The organism is Bacillus sp. FCW2, assembly GCF_021228595.1.
In the GTDB taxonomy this organism is placed as follows: domain Bacteria; phylum Bacillota; class Bacilli; order Bacillales; family Bacillaceae; genus Bacillus; species Bacillus velezensis.
This window is the reverse complement of sequence record NZ_CP089436.1, coordinates 3408428-3425560: the sequence shown is the minus strand read 5'-3', so window position 1 is coordinate 3425560 and position 17133 is coordinate 3408428. Positions and strand designations below refer to the sequence as shown.

Here is a 17133-nt window from a genome sequence, read left to right as displayed (position 1 = left end):
TTACGGGGGTTTTTTTACGTTCATCTTATATAATGCTCCGCACCAAGCCGCCGTCGATCCGCAATGCAGATCCGTTAATGGCAGACGACAGCGGGCTGCTTAAAAAGGCGACAAAGTGGGCGATTTCTTCCGGACGGATCAATCGCTGAATGATCGACGTCGGACGATTTTCCTTCATAAATCGTCTCTCCGCCTCCACCGCGGTTAGGTTTTCACCGGGATAAAGCGACTCGAGCATTGTTTCGACGCCCTCTGTTTTCGTGGAGCCGGGCATGACCGTATTCACCGTCACATTCGTCCCTTCCGTGAGCTCGGCCAGACTGCGTGACAGCGACAGCTGCGTCGTTTTCGTAGCGCTGTAATGGGCCATTTCCTGAGAAGGCATGACGGCCGCTTCACTCGCGATAAAAATCACCCGCCCTTCCTTCCGTTCAATCATCCGCTTTGCATACCGGCGTGTCAGCCTCACGCCGCTCATGATATTCACCTCGAAAAACCGGAGCCACTCTTCGTCAGGAATATCAAAGTATTCCGCAGGTTCAAAGATTCCTAAATTGTTGACGAGAATATCCACATCCGGATACTGCTGAAAAATCGCGCCGCACCCTTCCGCCGTGCCTAAATCAAATGCGGCCGGATAGAGACGGGCATCCGGCGTCTGTTTCTCTAGTTCCCGGATCGTTTCGTTCACCTTTTCTTCACGGCGGCCGTTAATGATCACGGCCGCACCTTCTGCAATCAGCGAAGCCGCAATCGCCTTCCCGATGCCTGACGTAGATCCTGTCACAAGCGCCGTCTTCCCTTTCAACTGCAAATCCATCATCCATTCCTCCCTATCGCAAGTCTCTTCTTATATATGGACAGAAATCGAAAGCCTGAAACCTTCCGTCCCTATTATCGGATAGAAAAATAGATGAGGGGAAGTACGCACTTTTTAGTGCCTGTCCGTTGTCCCGGCTGACGGCTGATCGATTTGAATGAAAAATTCACCATCTAATTCTGCCTGAGCCTTTTTTAATATCCTTAATACATCATCAGCATCCGAACCCAATGCCTTTTGACTGGCCTCAAAATTCTTCCACACCAAAGTCAGCGGATATTCTATCCAGCCTGTCAGACAATCCCATAAGGCATTCAGATTTTCACCATAATAGTCCGGGAAATCTAATTGATCTTTTAAGATTCGGTGTAATGCTTCTGTGCTTGTAACATCTTTTTCGTCTATGATGACGATTTCCATTCACTTTCACTCCTTGATTTCGGCATGAAAAAACCGCAGTGCGTCATGTGACGGCACTGCGGTTCCTCTGTTATGTATGGAGACGGTGGGAGTCGAACCCACGTCCAGAAACATCGATTACTTAAGCGTCTACGAGCGTAGCCTGCATATTTCGTGTTTCACTCGTCTTCGTGCCTGCGGGCGGGCCTTCCGAGAGCTAGTCTGTCAGTCTCTTCTTACGTTCTCAGACGGGAACGCAAGCGTAGCCTACTTGGATGTGCTCTTCACGGACACATAGGCAATGTCAGGAAGAGCTCGCTGCGTTTATTAGGCAGCTAGTGCTAAGTTTTGGTTAAAACTTTTAGTTTTGCCAGTTATATTTAGGTGCGTGTTAACGAGATCGCCTCTCGGCTCGCAGCTCAAGCTCGATCCATCCCTGTCGAATCCGTAACGTCCCCTTGTTAAGGGTATACGGGAGATCTATCAAGCTCTTGCTCAACTGGCTGTACTGTTATTATACCATGATCACAGGCAAATTCAATTGGGAATGTCTTCAATAAACAGCCTGTGAATCTGATGTGTGAACAGTATAGCACAGGGCATATCATCACATCAAGGCTCATGCATCAGAAGCCTTTTTGTCTGTCTCTGAACGCTCTTTCGATTTCTCTTTTGGCGTCTTTTCGTTTTAAATCTTCGCGTTTATCGTATGTTTTCTTCCCTTTTCCGAGGCCGATTAACACTTTGGCAAAGCCGTTTTTCAAATACAGCTTCAGCGGCACGAGGGAATAGCCTTTCTCTTTCGTCAGGCCGATCAGCTTATTGATTTCTTTCCGGTGCATCAAAAGCTTTCTCGTCCGGAGCGGGTCATGGTTATAGCGGTTTCCCTGCTCGTACGGGCTGATGTGCATGTTGTGGAGGAACACTTCGCCGCGTTCGATTTTCGCAAAGGAATCCTTCATGTTTACGCGGCCGGCGCGGATGGACTTAATCTCCGTTCCCTGCAGCACGATGCCTGTTTCATAGGTTTCTTCTATAAAGTAATCATGGTTTGCTTTTTTGTTTTGCGATAATACTTTGCCTGATCCTTTTGGCATACCTTATCCTCCTCTCTCCGCAAAAACCGTTCATGTGTGCGATACGCTTTATTTTAGCAAATGGAGCGTTCCGCGACAATGAAAATGCGGCTTGCGAAAGAAAGCAAACAGAGCATTTTGCCCCATTTGCTTTTCGCATTTACTTCTTCTTTTTGCGTTTTTGTTTCGGCGCGTTTTGGAAACCGCGTTTTTTCTTTTTCTTCTTCGGTTTTGTAAACCATTCCCCTTTTTCCTCCGATTTCGGCGGTGAAGCCGGGGTATTGCTGTTTAACACGCGTTTCCGCGCCGGTCTGCCGCGTTTTCTGCGGTCGCCTGTCGTTTCTCTCGGACGGCGGGTGCCTTTCATGCCGACAATTTCAAAGTCGATGTTTCTCTCATCTTTATTGACGTCGACGACTTTGACCGTGATTTCGTCTCCGATGCGGTAAACGTTGCCCGTGCGTTCACCGATCATGGCGAAATGCTGCTCGTCAAAACGGTAATAATCATCCGTCATAAAGCTGACGTGCACAAGACCTTCAATCGTATTCGGCAGCTCGACAAACATTCCGAAATTCGTGACGGAACTGATCATGCCGTCAAATTCCTCGCCGATTTTATCAAGCATATATTCCGCTTTTTTCAGATCGTCCGTTTCCCGCTCTGCATCAACGGCGCGACGTTCCATCGTTGACGTATGATCAGCGATTTCCGGAAGGCGTTCGGCCCACTTTTCTTGAGTCGCTTCGTCCGATTGTCCGTTGATCAAATACGTTCTGATCAGCCTGTGAACGATTAAGTCAGGATAACGGCGGATCGGCGATGTGAAGTGTGTATAAAACTCAGTCGCCAGCCCGAAATGGCCCAGGCTTTGCGGGTCGTATTTCGCCTGCTTCATGGAACGGAGCATGACGGTTGAAATCACCGTTTCTTCCGGACGGTCCCGTACTTCATCAAGAATGCTTTGCAGCGCGCGGGGGTGAATGTCTCCGGCTTTTCCTTTGACGATATAACCGAATGTCGTGACGAACTCCAGGAACTTTTGCAGTTTTTCGGCGTTCGGCTCTTCGTGAATCCGGTAAATAAACGGCACGTTCATCCAATGGAAGTGCTCGGCCACCGTTTCGTTTGCGACAAGCATGAATTCTTCAATCAGCTTTTCCGCTACTGAGCGCTCTCTGATGACAACGTCTTTTACGGCGCCTTCCTCATCGACGAGCACCTTCGCCTCTTTGAAATCAAAATCCACGGCGCCGCGGTCCATCCGTTTCGCCCGGAGAATTTCCGCCAGACGTTCCATGTCTTTAAACATCGGGACGAGCGGCTCATATCTTTCTTTCAGCTCGGCGTCGTCTTCTGTGAGGATCCGGTTGACATCTGAATAGGTCATTCTTTCCGTCGTTTTAATGACGCTTTGGAAGATCTCGTGCTCTGTTACCTGTCCCTGCTGGTTGATTGTCATTTCGCAGGAAAGCGTCAGCCGGTCGACCTTCGGATTTAAAGAACAGATTCCGTTAGACAGTCTGTGCGGAATCATCGGAATGACCCGGTCAACCAAGTACACGCTTGTCCCTCTTTCCAGCGCTTCTTTGTCAATCGGGGAATTCTCCGTGACGTAATGGCTGACGTCGGCAATATGGACGCCGAGCTTGTAGCTGCCGTTATCAAGCTTTGTCACGGTGACGGCGTCATCCAGATCCTTCGCATCCGCGCCGTCAATGGTGACAATGACCTGATCGCGGAGATCACGGCGGTCTTTGATGTCTTTTTCATCGATGGTATCGGGCGTGCTTGTTGCCTGCTCCATCACTTCAGCCGGAAAGTCCCCCGGCAGGCCGTGCTTATGGATAATTGATAAAATATCGATCCCCGGATCATTTTTATGGCCGAGTATTTCAACGATTTCTCCTTCGGCGTTCATTCTGCCTTCAGGATAGCTTGTCAGTTTGACGACGACTTTATGGCCTTCCGCAGCGCCGTTATTGGCATGTTTCGGAATAAAAATATCACTCGTGATTTTCTTATCATCCGGGATGACAAAGCCGAAGCTTTTCGTTTCTGTGTATGTGCCCACGACGCGGTCGATGCTTCTTTCCAGGATGCGGATGACCGTGCCTTCCTGTCTCGATCCGCTTGACTGGGAATTGAGCCGCACCATGACGATATCGCCGTTCATGGCCGTATTCAGCTCATTTGGCGGAATAAACACATCGCTTAAAGAGGTATCCTCCGGCAATAAAAACGCGAATCCTTTCGCATGCGCGGAAATTTTTCCTTTTACTAAATTCATTTTTTCCGGAAGCCCGTAGCGGTTGCTTCTGGTGCGGACGATCTGTCCCGTCTCCTCGAGCGCCACCAGCGCTTTTACCAGCTCTTTAAATTCATCTGCTTCCGTGATGTTCAGCATCTCCTCGAGTTCCTGAACGGTAAGGGGCTTGTACGCCTCTTCCTTCATAAACGCGAGAAGACGGTCCATAAACGCTTCTTTTTCCATTATTCGACCTCCTGTTTGTTACCAATCGAGTTTCTCTAAAAATTCGTACACATCCTGATGAACGAGGTCCCGTTCTTTATCGAGCGTAATGACATGACCTGATTCTTCATACCATTTCAGCTGTTTGTCGTCCGTTTCCACCTCGTTGTAAATGATGTTCGCACTTTCTGTATTGATCATATGGTCATGCCGTGCCTGAACCACAAATGTCGGGGAATAGATCATGTCGACGTTTTTGCGCACATCGGCAATCAGCTCCTGAAGCGATTTGAGCGTATTCATCGGTGTTTTTTCAAACTCCTTCATTTCCTTTTCAATCTGCTCCGGCTGTTTTCCTTCGAATTTTTTATAATTGCGCGCGTAGGAGAGAACTCCTTCGTACATAACCTCTTCACTTTTAATGTGCATCGGCGCACACATAGGAACAATTCCCTTTATGGGTACAGTGTAACCCAATTTCAATGAAAAAACCCCGCCAAGCGACAGTCCGCAGGCCGCAATGTTTTCATAGCCTTCAGACCGTAAATACTCATAACCGTCCATGACGTCTTTCCACCAATCTTCAGGCCCCGTATGTACCAGCTCTTCCGGCGGAACGCCGTGCCCTTTATATTGAGGCGCGTGACAAGTGTAGCCGCGCTCATTCAAGTAGCGGCCGAGCATTCTGACGTCTGCCGTATTTCCCGTAAATCCGTGCAGCAGAAGCACCGCTTTGTCTCCGCCTTTAAATGTAAATGGTTTTGGTGTCACAATTTTCATGCTCATAACCCCTTTTTTGCACATTCAATTTAGTTTTCCACAGTTTTGCGAGAAACAAACGCCGTCTCTCAACAAGAAAAAGGCCTGATATTAAATCAGACCTTATACAAACATTGCCTTATACGATATACGCCAGCGAAATCGTCAACACGAAAAACAAGACTGCCAGCACAACGGTTGTGCGGTGAAGAATCAGATCAAGGCCCCTTGCTTTCTGTTTTCCGAAAAGCTGCTCCGCCCCGCCTGAAATTGCACCCGATAAACCGGCGCTTTTGCTGGTTTGAAGCAATACGACAATAATAAGTGCAATACTGACGATAACCAATAAGGTAATCAATAATGTGTGCATCCCATACACCTCCAGACTGACTGGCCTACATTGCTTCTATTTTACATGAAAAACAAAGGCATGTCACGCCGTATCGGTGCACATCATGTCAGAAAAACGGAAATGTGTTTGAATCTTCCATCATCATTGACTTTTGTCAACAAAGTCGTAGTAAAAAAGATCTTCAAATTTCATGTCAAAGTAATAGAGCATTTTTCCGATGACCAGCTGTCCCGGCCTCCGCTCTCCATTCAGTACACGGCTCAGTGTGGCGGGAGATATTCCGATCTCCAGGGCGAGCTGGTTTAACGAGTAGTCATTATTGACCATATACTGCAGCACATAATCTCTTCTGATCTGTATCTTTTCGACCACTTTCTTCACCTTCCGTTCTGTCAAATACTTTCTTTCTTATACATAAGATACGGCTTTTGTTAACTTTTGTCAATACTTTTCCAGCCTGCCTATTCCCTTTAGTCAATAAACATACTAGAATATAAATAGACCGCGGGAGGGGGAGAGACTGTGGAAAGCTTCGGGAAACAATTGCGGACATTGCGGGAAAAAAGGCATCTGACAGTGAACCAGCTGGCAACGTATTCAGGCGTCAGCGCCGCGGGAATCTCGCGGATTGAAAACGGCAAACGCGGGGTGCCGAAACCTGCAACCATTAAAAAGCTCGCAGATGCGTTAAAAATCCCGTATGAGGAACTGATGAAGACGGCGGGATACATAGAGACCGTCCAGGAAACGAGAGCCCCGTACGACACGGGCTGCACCTTGCTGGAAAAAGCCGAAACGTATGAGCTGCATGATTTATCCCTATTGGAGCGGGAGAACTGGCGGCACCTGTCGAAAGAAGACTTGGTTCTGCTTGATAAATACTTTGCGTTCTTAGCGGCGGAAGCCAAAAAAAGAACAAATGAAGACTCATGACTTTGCACATGTGAGGCGATCTTATTGAACACATTCGGAAAGCAATTAAGAGAGCTGCGCCGCGCCCGGAAGCTTACCGTCAATCAGCTTGCCGTCTATTCCGGCGTCAGCTCGGCGACCATTTCCAGAATTGAAAACGGGCACCGCGGCATTCCTAAACCGGCGACCATCAGAAAATTGGCGGACACATTAAAAATTCCGTACGAGGAGTTAATGGCGCGGGCCGGACACATCAAGGCATTTCAGGAGGAAATCCGCGAAACATCCGAAAGCTATCAATCCATCTGCGCCATCTATCAGACCGCCGTTGACAGAGGCGCGGAGCATCTGCCGCTGTTTGACAGCAAAAAGTGGCAGCACTTCACAAAAGAAGATATTGAAAGCGTCAGCAAATACTTTGATTTTATCGCGGCTGAAGCGAAAAAGCGCTCCCCGGATTCCTCATCCTCTTTTTGATCCCCTCCCAACTTACCGAGCGCCAGACATACGTTCCCTCCGATTTTGCGGTATAATAGCAGAAGACGAGGTGAAAAAGCATGAACCAATCAGAAATGTGCCCCAGATTCGAAAAAGCGGTCGACATCCTAAGTAAACGCTGGGTGGCTCTAATCGTCTTTCAGTTATTGAACGGACAGCAGCGATTTAGCGAAATTGAAGCGGCGCTTCCGAATTTAAGCGGAAGAGTCTTGTCAGAACGTTTGAAAGAACTTGAAACAGAAGGTGTCATCAAACGGGATGTTATCCCCGAAACGCCTGTCCGCATTGAGTATTCTTTAACGGAAAAAGGCTGCGCATTAGCCCCTATTTTAGAGGAAATTTCCAAGTGGTCTTCACAATGGATTGATCCTTCCTGATAAACTCTTTTCCGCATAAGCGGCTGATCTCTCAAACGGACAGCCGTTTTTATTTTTGCTTTTCTTAAACAGAAAAACAAGCCCTCAGGCGTGCAGGGCTTGTTTTTGTCTGACGCCTTCCAGCGGAATTCGAATCTCCGCCCGGGCTCCTCCAGACTCCTGATTTTCAAGTATTAATTCGCCGTGGTGAAGATGTACGACATGATGGGCGAATGTAAGACCCATGCCGTGATGCCCCGCCGAATGTCTGCTTTTATCCTCCGTGTAAAAAAGCTGTGTCGCTCTTTTCAGCGCTTCCGGCGAGAACCCGCTTCCGCTGTCGGATACGGCAAGATGGAGGGCGGAATCGGTGCACAGGACGTCCACACGGATTTCCCCTCCTTCCGGCGTATAGTCGACGGCATTTGCCGCGATATTCATGACCGCCCTGTGGAGCAGCTCATGATCGATCGGCGCTTCTATTCGGTCAATTCCCCGTTCGCTGAGGACGAGATCAATCTGCTTCGGCCCCGCAAGCGCCGCCGCGTCACGATATATGTTTTGAATCCACTCTTTGAGGTCGGTATATTCCACATGAACGGCAACTGCCTCCTCCGCTTTAGAAAGCTGGATCAGCTGTCCGACATAATGCTCGATTTTGTTTCCGGCATCCAGAATATACTGCGCATATTCCGCCTGCTCCTCATCAGGCTCTGTTAACTGAAGCAGCTCGGCATTTCCTTTAATGATCGTTGCCGGAATTTTAATATCATGCGCAAGCGCGCCGATCTGTTCTTTCTTTATCCGCTCCGCCTCCCACTGCGCCGCCAGAGATGCTTGAAGCGCGTCTTTCATTTTCAGCAGAGAGTCAATGACATCGTCAAATTCTTTTATACGCGACCTTTTTGGATTGATATTTAAATTCTGTTTTTGAATGCTTGCCGTAATGGAGCTGAGTGTGCTGAAATGCAGTCTCAGCTGATTGGCGAAACGCGTCGTCACGATAAAAACGGTCAAAAGAAGCAAAGTGATCAGAATCGTAAGACCCGTCCATTCATAATTCGGCAGATAGCGCCTTAACAGCGGCGACTGAAATTCCGACCTGAGTGAATATTGGAGAACGCCGTATTCATCTTTCCGATTTATCACCATGAATCCTTTTTGAGCATAATTAAAATACGGCTGATGCTGAATCTTTTTTCTGGCGTTGGCCGCATCTTGTTCCGTCATCGTTCCTTTTGTCATCCGCTTTGTTTTTTTATCAAAAACGGCGTATGTCATACCTGCGGGGATCATGTCTTCTGTTATTTTTTCCGCTGATTTCAGGCGGGGTTTGATCTGTTCCGCCTCATGCTCGCTGTAGTTTGCGGGCAGGATCGCTCCGGCATTCATGGCAATGGCATTTAAGGCGACACATAATGCCGCCACCCCCATCGTGCTCAGACACAGCGTGATGGTAAATTTGACAAGCTCTTTGCGGATGCTGGATTTTCCTTTTGCTATTCCCATTTGTATCCGACACCCCACACCGTTTTGATCGGATCAGCCCCGTGTTCTTTACATTTTTTCCGGATGGTTCTGATAAACTCCGTAATGGTTGAATAGAGCGCATCGCCGTCCAAGCCGTACACTTCCTCGTAAATCTGCTCCCGTGAGAATGTTCTGTTTTTATGCTGTGCCAGAAATTCAACGATTTTATATTCGTTTTTCGTAAGAGGCAGTTTCCGGTCATCCATCCACACTTCTTTATTGTCAAAATCAAACATGAAGCCTGATATCAGCCGTTTCGTCTGATGCTTCTCACGCCGTTCCCTTCTGACATGCGCGTTTACCCTTGCCATCAATTCCTGTACGCCGAACGGCTTTGTGATGTAATCATCAGCGCCTGTCATGAGGCCTTTCACAATGGATTCTTCGTCAGACTTTGCCGTTAAAAACAGGATCGGGCTGTCCACCAGCGGCCGAATCCGCCGGCAGAGTTCAATCCCGTCCGTTCCGGGCATCATGACATCGAGAAGAATCAAATCATAGCCTTGAAAAAAATCCAATGACTGATCCTCCGCTTTTTCCAGAATCGTTACTGTATGCTGATCACGCTGTAAAATATTTCTGATCAGAACGAGAATATCTTTTTCATCATCAATTGCTAAAATGTTTGCCACCGGCCGAATCGCTCCTTGCCTTTATTCATATGAACGCCGCCCTTCCCATCTTCTGCACCAATAGAGGCCGGCCAGACTTAATATCACTATAGAAAAATATAACATTATTTCTCCGAATCTCATATCGTATCTTACATAAGGGAGGAACTCTTTTTTGACTTTGTCAAAATGCAGCAGTCCTGCAAGGCCTGAAAGCCGCACGCTCCATGCCCACGGGAAAAAACGCCAGATGATATCGCCAAGTCCCGTATTCATGAGCGCCGCCATTAATAATCCCGCACCCCCTAAAAGCCCGGACGGTCCCATGCCGTACTTTACGCCGACAAAAAAAGACATCATATAAAGCGGAATACTGCCGGCAATCAGCCACGCCCCTCCTTTTAAAAACGTAAGATAGGGGAGATCATTGATGTGAAGAACAAATTTCATCCCCGCCAAATAAAGACAGATGGCGAGACCTGCCGATAACACATTCAATAGGAGCAGCAAAAGCAGCTTGCCCGCAAAACTGACGATTTTCGAATACGGCACCGCCAGCATCATCTGAAAATGGCCCGCCTGTTCCTCAACCGAGGCAGACATCCCGCAGACAATACTGATGATTAGAGGGTATAAAACAGCAATCGCGCTGAAAAACACACTGTACAGCATATAAGGCTCCTGAACCCTTCCATACATATACAACAGGAAAAATCCCGCGCATAAAACCGGCGCCGCAGCATGCATCCATATGAGCGGCGTGCGCTTCATTTTTAATACATCGGCCCACATATATCGTAAAAGCACGGTCATGATCGGTTTCCCCCTTTTGCAAAAGACACGGCGGAAACAAAACTTATTGCGATAAAAGAAAGAATAGAAAGAATAATAGCCGGAAAGATCACGTTTCCGTTTAATAAGCCGCTGTCTGCGGGAAGCGGAATTCCGTTCGGATGGATCCCGAGAATCGGTGACATCACCCGGACTGACCAGCTCCATGGGCTCAGCCACCACAATGAACCGGACGCCGGCACAATACCCAAAACAAAAGCGGCGATCATATTCACGAGAATGACTGCCGTAAATCCGAACTGTCTGGCAATCCATAAGCAGAACGGAATTTCCCAAAGCGTCGTCAGCCATAAAAGGGAGCCTGCTTCAACGCCTTTCAGCTGCAGCGCAGCAATTCCCGGAAATACAAGGCCAAGTAAAAACATGATGATGAAAAAAACGATTTGCGACAGGAGTGAATACAGCGCGATCAAGCTTATTTTTGAGAGCCATATGCTTTTTAAATCTGCCGGCAATGAGTACACCGCGCGGTCATTCGCAGATTTTTTCTCTTTTTTAACAGATAAACCGCACATTAGAGAAATCATGAGCGGCATGAAAATAACCGCCCACCAATTGAACGTGCCCGTCATAAAATAAGCCGTATTCAGCAGAAAAGAAAAAGCCGTGTTCAGAAGCGGAATCAGAATGATGAGCTTTCTGATAAATGTTCTTTTAGATGTAAGATGTTCCGCCTGCATGTACTGAATCATTTTCCTGTCCCCGCTTTCTCCCGTGTTGATTTGACTACCTCCAGAAACAACTGCTCCAGATCATCTTCCCGGCTGATTTCTCCCTGATATCCTAAAACGCCGTCACTGATGATCCCGATATGGTCTGCGATCTGCTCGACTTCTGATAACAGATGGCTTGATAAAATAACCGTCATGCCCTGTCCGGGGAGGGAGCGGATAAATTCCCGCAAATCCTGAATTCCCATCGGGTCCAATCCGTTTGTCGGCTCATCAAGAATTAAGAGCGACGGACGGCTTAATAATGCTAACGCAATGCCGAGACGCTGTTTCATTCCCATGGAAAATTGTCCGGCGCGCTTTTTTCCGGTTCCCGTTAATCCCGTGATTTCCAGCACTTCCGCAATTCTTGAATCAGGCAGTCCGAGCATAACACAGCGGACTTTCAGATTTTCAGCGGCTGTCAGGTTGCTGTAAAGCGGCGGCGCTTCAATCAGGGAACCGATGCTTTTCAAGTCTTCGCGCTTCCATGTATGTCCGTCGAACAGAACCTCGCCGGATGTTTGCTGCAGCATGCCGGTCAATATTTTAAGTGTTGTTGATTTTCCCGCGCCGTTCGGACCGAGCAGGCCGTATATACTGTTGCGCTTCACTGATAGAGACACATCAGCCACTGCCTGTTGTCTGCCGAATGATTTTTGCAGCTGTCTCGTTTCTATGATGTTGCTCATTTGATTACCCCTCTGCTTTGTTATTTGATAAGTAAGACTTTACAGCGCAGTTATCAAAATTTAATCAAGAAATCAAAAAAAGCATCCTTCCCGCGGAAGAATGCTTTTTTTCATGAGGCTGAGCGTACGATCAGCTTTCTTTTTTGTTTTTTCACCGGGCTGAGGGCTCGTTCCAGCCACGCCATCAGCAGGTCTGCGGCCACCGCCATCAGCGCGGTCGGGATGGCGCCCGCCAGAATAATGGCGGTTCCGTTTGTCGCGTTCGATCCTCTGACGATCATATCGCCGAGGCCGCCCGCCCCGACGAAGGTGCCGATCGCCGTGATGCCGATGGTAATGACGAGCGCCGTTCGGAGCCCCGCCATAATGACGGAAAGCGCAAGCGGCAGCTCCACCATACGAAGGATTTGGTATTTCGTCATGCCCATCGCTTTTCCCGACTCGAGATAAGCGTGCTCGATATTGATAATGCCCGTGTGCGTATTTCTGAGAATCGGCAGCAGGGAATACAAAAACAAAGCCGTGATGACCGTATTGGCGCCGAGTCCCATGACAAGCATCAGGACGGCGAGCATCGCCAGCGCCGGAACGGTTTGAATCACATTCGCCACAGCAAACACCCAGCCGGAGAGACGCCCGTGCCTGGCTGTCACAATTCCGGCCGGAATGGCGAAAACGGCGGCGAAAACGACGCCGTACGCCGACATGAGAAAGTGCCGCCAGCACTCATACAGAACATAGCTGCCGTTTTGAGCGTAATACGTAAATAGCTCCTTCATCGTGTCCATCCGCACATCTCCTTTCCGTTATTCAAAGTAATGATGTTTTTCTAAATATTCCTTGGCCACGACGGACGGCTCTTTTAATCGGCCGTCAACTTCGTAATTCATTTTCTGCATCATCTTTGTATCAATCGCGCCGATCATTTTATTGATCACGCCCTCCAGTTCGGGATGCTCTTTTAATACTTGATCCGGAACGACGGGTGAACAGTCATACGGAGGAAAGAACCGCTTATCATCCTTCAGCGTTTTCAGTCCGTAAGCGATGATTCTTCCGTCGGTGGAATAAGCGAGCGCGATATCCATCTTTCTGCTTTTCAGCGCGTCGTAAACGAGGCCGATCTGCATCGGATACGTGCCTTCAAATGACATTCCGTATGTGTTCATAAAATCCTGATATCCGTTGCCTCTCAGCTTCATCCAGTAGTTATCTACGCCGAATTTCAGATGAGACGCTTCTTTTTTGACATCGGATACCGATTCTAAATGGTACTTGCGGGCAAGCTGTCCGGAAACGGTAAAGACGTATGTATTATCAAAGCCGTAAGAATCAAACCATTTCATGTCATATCTGCTTTGAAATTCACGCTGAACGAGCCGCAGCGCTTTGTCCGGGTCTTTTTCCGGGTCCATGCGAAGCGTCCCGGTCAGCGCGTCACCTGTATAGCGCGTAGCGGCGATATCAATATCACCGTTGATCAAGGATTGCTGCTGTACGGCGTTGGAACCGAGATTTTTAATAACGGATGTTTTCAACCCGCTGTGATGTTCGATCATCTGTCCGAGCATGCTCGCGATAATTTCTGATTCGGTCATGCTTTGCGCGCCGATTTTAATGGTATCCTCCGATGCGGCGCTCAACCCCGGGAGCGAGCATCCGCCAAGGAGCAGCATGCCGATACAGGCGATTGCGAGCAGCCGTTTTTTGCATCTATTCCCCATGAGAGACCTCCTCCTTATGAAGCATCCTTTATGCTCTTCAGCCCGTCAGGCGTGACTTTCCGTTCTGTCATCCCCAGCATGTAATCGACGGCTGCCGCCAGCACTGTGACCGGAACGGCGCCTGCGATAATATACTCCGGCTGATAAAGGTTCAAGCCGATAAAAATGTAATCTCCCAGCCCGCCTCCGCCGATAAAGGAGGCGAGCGTCGCCCAGCCGATTAAATAAATCGAAGACGTCCTGATGCCCGCCATGATGACCGGAGCGGCAAGCGGGAGCTCTACAAGCCTGATCTGCTCCCATGCCGTCATGCCGATTCCTTTTCCCGATTCCAGAAGATGCCGATTGACGCCGAGAATCCCCGTATACGTGTTTCTGAGAATCGGCAGCATGGAATAGAAAAACAGCGCCGCAACGGCCGGGACCTTTCCTACGCCTAAAAGCGGAATAAAAAACGCAAGAATGGCAAGGCTCGGCAAGGTTTGAATGATGTTGACGATGCCGATGACGGCGCCGGCTCCTCTTTTCATCCTCGTCAGCAGGACGCCGAGCGGAACGGCGGCGAGAATGCCCGCCATGACGGCGATTAATGAGATGTACAGATGCTCCCATGTTTTATAAAGCATCTCTCCTCCATTTGCCTGTAAAAATTGCACGGTCTGATTCATATCAATTAAAGCCTCCTCATGACATCACCGCGAGCTGATTCTCTTCTCCCCAGATGGAGTCATAGACGATGTCAACGAGGCTTGCCCTTGTCACGATTCCCGTTAATCGGCCGGCTTCATCAAGGACCGGCACAAATTTCATGCCTCTTTTTAAAATTTTATGGACGGCGTCGCGGAGCAGAGTGCCGCTTCTGACCGTGTACAGATCCCGCTCAAGCACTTCCGCGACGGTTACCGCTTGTCTTCGTTTGCGGTCGATCATCTCCACATCGACATAACCTTGGAGAACGTTCTTTTCATCAATGACGAGCAGCGAATCCACCCGCTCGGCACGCATCAGCTGAATGGCGGCTGACAGTGTTTTCTCAGGTGTTACCGTCACGGGATCGGGATTCATGATCTGCTCCACCCGTTCAATATCAGGGCTGGATGATTGGATCAGCCGTTCCTTGCCGATAAACTCCTCAACAAATTCATTCGCCGGAAATCTGAGAATCTCATCAGGCGTTCCGGCCTGGACGATTTCTCCCGCTTTCAGAATGACGATTCTGTCCGCAAGCTTGATGGCTTCATCCATATCATGGGTAACAAATACGATGGTTTTATGTAAGGTTTTTTGCAGTTTTTTAAATTCTTCCTGAAGGGAATCTCTCGTAATCGGGTCAAGCGCCCCGAACGGTTCATCCATTAAGATGAGCGGCGGCTCTGCGGCAAGTGCCCGTAATACACCTATTCGCTGCTGCTGTCCTCCGCTCAGTTCATGAGGGTAACGGTCTAAATATTCAGGCCCCATATCAACGAGCTTTAAAAGCTCCCGCGCCCGTTCCTTCCGTTTTTCGGCAGGATGCTTTAAAAGCTTCGGAACGAGCGTAATGTTCTGCTGAATGGTCATATGCGGAAACAGCCCGATCTGCTGGATGACATAGCCGATGCTTCTTCTGAGTTCCACCGGGTCTTGTTCCATAATGTTTCGGCCTTCTATCAGGATTCTGCCTTCTGTCGGTTCAATTAAGCGGTTGATCATTTTCATCGTCGTCGTTTTGCCGCAGCCGCTCGGTCCGATAAAACAAATAAATTCGCCTTTGGCGATATTCAGGTTGATGCTGTTGACGGCTTTTTTCCCGCCTTTATACATTTTCGAGACATTTTCTAATGTCAGCAAACACTCACACCTCCATGATTAAGTTTATTCAATTCGTTAAATTCAAATTTAACTTTTCAGACAATTGAACGTTTCCCATTATAAATTAAACTTTGTAAATTAAAAAGTTTACAATTTGTCCATATTATATATAAAGGTTGTGTAAGCACTGATTAACCCGTATTGACCGGCAAAGTTCTTCTTATTGCTCCGGATTACTGCCAAATTCTCTCGGAAGAGCATTTCCGCCGGTTTAAAAATGTGGTATATTGACATCGGAATTGCTGACTGAAAGGATTGAAACTGTTGGAGAAAGATCCGTTACACGTAATCGAACAAGCTGAAGATCATTTGATAGAACGAATCGCTGAAAATATGCATACATTCGGAATGCCCGCGACGGTGGGGCGCATTTTAGGCATTATTTATATGAACCGCAAGCCGATGACCTTAACTGAATTATCAGAAGCGACCGGCATGAGCAAGACGAGAATGAGCCAGGCGGTCCGTGAAATGCTTGACGTCAATCTGGCGGAAAAAGTGTTTGAAAAAGGCGTCCGCAAAGATTTATACGACGTCGAGCAGGATTATTACCAAACCTTTATTACGCTGTTTACGGCCACATGGAGCAAGGTCGTCAGCAAAAATAAAATGATGCATAAAAAGCTGAACCGCGAACTGACAGCCGTCCTTGAAAACGGCGTGCCGGAAGAAGCTGAGGAAAAAATCAACGAACTGCTGAAAGAATTAAAGGATTGGCTTGATTACTACAACTGGATCAGCCGCCTGATCGAGTTTTTTGAAAGCGAAGAAATTTTCAAGCATGTTCCGAAGCCATAAGAAAAAAACGCCCTGACCCGCAAGGCGTTTTTTTCATGCCGCATTCGGCGCTTTGGTTCGTTTTTTCTTTCTCACCGGACTCAGCGCCCGCTCCAGCCATGCCATCACAAGATCTGCGATAACGGCCATCAGCGCTGTCGGAATGGCGCCGGCCAAAATAATCGCGGTTCCGTTCGTGGCGTTTGAGCCCCTGACAATGATGTCACCGAGTCCGCCCGCGCCGACAAACGTACCGATTGCCGTAATGCCGATCGCGATGACGAGCGCCGTCCGCAGCCCCGCCATGATGACGGAAAGCGCAAGCGGCAGCTCCACCATGCGGAGCACCTGAAATTTGGTCATGCCCATCGCTTTTCCCGATTCAAGATAAGCGTGTTCAATGCTGGCGATTCCCGTGTACGTATTCCGGATGATCGGAAGAAGCGAATATAAAAACAGCGACAATATCACCGTATTGGCGCCGAGCCCCATGACGAGCATCAGCACCGCAAGCATCGCAAGCGCCGGCACGGTCTGAATCACGTTTGTCACCGCGAATACCCAGCCGCTTAATGTTCTGTGCCTGGCAATGAAGATGCCGAGCGGAACCCCGACGATCGCCGCAAATAAAACGCCGTATACCGACATGAGAAAATGGCGGTAAAACTCCTGAAGCACATAGGCGCCGTTTTGAGAATAATAAGTGCCGAGCTGCTGCAGCATTTCCATTTGCCCCACCTC

At 48.5% G+C, this 17133-nt stretch carries 21 protein-coding genes and 1 other RNA gene; 4 read left to right on the top strand and 18 right to left on the bottom strand.

From position 1 onward, the window contains the following. Positions 1 to 25 precede the first annotated feature (25 nt). From K3G25_RS17065 to K3G25_RS17030, 8 genes are all read right to left on the bottom strand, one after another. The gene (locus K3G25_RS17065; RefSeq protein WP_014721805.1) at positions 26 to 820 is read right to left on the bottom strand and encodes an SDR family NAD(P)-dependent oxidoreductase; all 795 of its coding nucleotides are present in this window, start codon (positions 818 to 820) and stop codon (positions 26 to 28) included. 114 nt (positions 821 to 934) lie between these two features. Continuing rightward, on the bottom strand, positions 935 to 1240 hold the full coding sequence (locus tag K3G25_RS17060; RefSeq protein WP_014418893.1) for a barstar family protein: 306 nt from the start codon (positions 1238 to 1240) through the stop codon (positions 935 to 937). 74 nt (positions 1241 to 1314) lie between these two features. Next, positions 1315 to 1677, bottom strand: a transfer-messenger RNA (tmRNA) gene (ssrA, locus tag K3G25_RS17055). 168 nt (positions 1678 to 1845) lie between these two features. Beyond that, a complete protein-coding gene (gene smpB, locus K3G25_RS17050) occupies positions 1846 to 2316 on the bottom strand; it encodes an SsrA-binding protein (RefSeq protein ID WP_003151688.1) in 471 nt (156 codons plus the stop codon). Positions 2317 to 2455: 139 nt separating this feature from the next. Further along, the gene (gene rnr, locus K3G25_RS17045; RefSeq protein WP_021494134.1) at positions 2456 to 4789 is read right to left on the bottom strand and encodes a ribonuclease R; all 2334 of its coding nucleotides are present in this window, start codon (positions 4787 to 4789) and stop codon (positions 2456 to 2458) included. Positions 4790 to 4807: 18 nt separating this feature from the next. Continuing rightward, positions 4808 to 5548, bottom strand: a complete 741-nt coding sequence (locus K3G25_RS17040) for an alpha/beta hydrolase (protein ID WP_007409986.1) — start codon at positions 5546 to 5548, stop codon at positions 4808 to 4810. A gap of 118 nt (positions 5549 to 5666) precedes the next feature. Beyond that, positions 5667 to 5897: a preprotein translocase subunit SecG gene (secG, locus tag K3G25_RS17035; protein ID WP_003151681.1), complete on the bottom strand. Its 231-nt coding sequence runs from the start codon at positions 5895 to 5897 to the stop codon at positions 5667 to 5669. Between the two features lie 123 nt (positions 5898 to 6020). Then, on the bottom strand, positions 6021 to 6206 hold the full coding sequence (locus tag K3G25_RS17030) for a helix-turn-helix domain-containing protein (RefSeq protein ID WP_087920807.1): 186 nt from the start codon (positions 6204 to 6206) through the stop codon (positions 6021 to 6023). 195 nt (positions 6207 to 6401) lie between these two features. Here K3G25_RS17030 and K3G25_RS17025 point away from each other — a divergent pair, with 195 nt between their 5' ends. The 3 genes from K3G25_RS17025 (at position 6402) to K3G25_RS17015 (ending at position 7666) form a co-directional block, all read left to right on the top strand. After that, positions 6402 to 6812 carry a transcriptional repressor RghR gene (locus tag K3G25_RS17025; RefSeq protein ID WP_021494135.1) on the top strand — a complete coding sequence of 137 codons (411 nt, stop codon included), beginning with the start codon at positions 6402 to 6404 and terminating at the stop codon, positions 6810 to 6812. A gap of 24 nt (positions 6813 to 6836) precedes the next feature. After that, positions 6837 to 7268: a helix-turn-helix domain-containing protein gene (locus K3G25_RS17020; RefSeq protein ID WP_003151674.1), complete on the top strand. Its 432-nt coding sequence runs from the start codon at positions 6837 to 6839 to the stop codon at positions 7266 to 7268. An 80-nt stretch (positions 7269 to 7348) separates the two neighbouring features. Beyond that, entirely contained in the window at positions 7349 to 7666 is a 318-nt protein-coding gene (locus K3G25_RS17015) for a catDE operon transcriptional regulator CatR (RefSeq protein ID WP_007613812.1), read from the top strand. Between the two features lie 84 nt (positions 7667 to 7750). On the opposite strand, the gene K3G25_RS17010 is transcribed toward K3G25_RS17015, so the two are convergent. The 9 genes from K3G25_RS17010 to K3G25_RS16970 form a co-directional block, all read right to left on the bottom strand. Then, positions 7751 to 9154, bottom strand: coding sequence for a sensor histidine kinase (locus K3G25_RS17010; RefSeq protein WP_021494136.1), 1404 nt, complete (start codon positions 9152 to 9154; stop codon positions 7751 to 7753). Continuing rightward, positions 9145 to 9807: a response regulator transcription factor gene (locus K3G25_RS17005; RefSeq protein WP_003151668.1), complete on the bottom strand. Its 663-nt coding sequence runs from the start codon at positions 9805 to 9807 to the stop codon at positions 9145 to 9147. Before K3G25_RS17005 ends, K3G25_RS17010 begins: the two co-directional genes overlap by 10 nt. 21 nt (positions 9808 to 9828) lie before the next feature. Beyond that, positions 9829 to 10599: a lantibiotic immunity ABC transporter MutG family permease subunit gene (locus tag K3G25_RS17000; RefSeq protein WP_094296299.1), complete on the bottom strand. Its 771-nt coding sequence runs from the start codon at positions 10597 to 10599 to the stop codon at positions 9829 to 9831. Next, complete coding sequence (locus K3G25_RS16995; RefSeq protein ID WP_109567208.1) at positions 10596 to 11330, bottom strand: lantibiotic immunity ABC transporter MutE/EpiE family permease subunit; 735 nt, start codon at positions 11328 to 11330, stop codon at positions 10596 to 10598. The genes K3G25_RS17000 and K3G25_RS16995 overlap by 4 nt, the downstream gene beginning before the upstream one ends. After that, positions 11327 to 12040, bottom strand: a complete 714-nt coding sequence (locus K3G25_RS16990) for a lantibiotic protection ABC transporter ATP-binding protein (RefSeq protein ID WP_022553802.1) — start codon at positions 12038 to 12040, stop codon at positions 11327 to 11329. The genes K3G25_RS16995 and K3G25_RS16990 overlap by 4 nt, the downstream gene beginning before the upstream one ends. A gap of 110 nt (positions 12041 to 12150) precedes the next feature. Then, the gene (locus K3G25_RS16985) at positions 12151 to 12828 is read right to left on the bottom strand and encodes an ABC transporter permease (RefSeq protein ID WP_232489429.1); all 678 of its coding nucleotides are present in this window, start codon (positions 12826 to 12828) and stop codon (positions 12151 to 12153) included. A gap of 18 nt (positions 12829 to 12846) precedes the next feature. Continuing rightward, positions 12847 to 13764, bottom strand: coding sequence for an osmoprotectant ABC transporter substrate-binding protein (locus K3G25_RS16980; protein ID WP_017418899.1), 918 nt, complete (start codon positions 13762 to 13764; stop codon positions 12847 to 12849). Positions 13765 to 13778: 14 nt separating this feature from the next. Further along, the gene (locus K3G25_RS16975; protein WP_017418898.1) at positions 13779 to 14432 is read right to left on the bottom strand and encodes an ABC transporter permease; all 654 of its coding nucleotides are present in this window, start codon (positions 14430 to 14432) and stop codon (positions 13779 to 13781) included. A gap of 16 nt (positions 14433 to 14448) precedes the next feature. Continuing rightward, the gene (locus K3G25_RS16970) at positions 14449 to 15594 is read right to left on the bottom strand and encodes a betaine/proline/choline family ABC transporter ATP-binding protein (protein ID WP_014418902.1); all 1146 of its coding nucleotides are present in this window, start codon (positions 15592 to 15594) and stop codon (positions 14449 to 14451) included. A gap of 285 nt (positions 15595 to 15879) precedes the next feature. Here K3G25_RS16970 and K3G25_RS16965 point away from each other — a divergent pair, with 285 nt between their 5' ends. Further along, positions 15880 to 16413 carry a GbsR/MarR family transcriptional regulator gene (locus K3G25_RS16965; RefSeq protein WP_003151660.1) on the top strand — a complete coding sequence of 178 codons (534 nt, stop codon included), beginning with the start codon at positions 15880 to 15882 and terminating at the stop codon, positions 16411 to 16413. Positions 16414 to 16446: 33 nt separating this feature from the next. Here K3G25_RS16965 and opuCD read toward each other — a convergent pair whose 3' ends face one another. Next, positions 16447 to 17121: a glycine betaine/carnitine/choline/choline sulfate ABC transporter permease OpuCD gene (opuCD, locus tag K3G25_RS16960; protein ID WP_232489428.1), complete on the bottom strand. Its 675-nt coding sequence runs from the start codon at positions 17119 to 17121 to the stop codon at positions 16447 to 16449. Positions 17122 to 17133 lie beyond the last annotated feature (12 nt).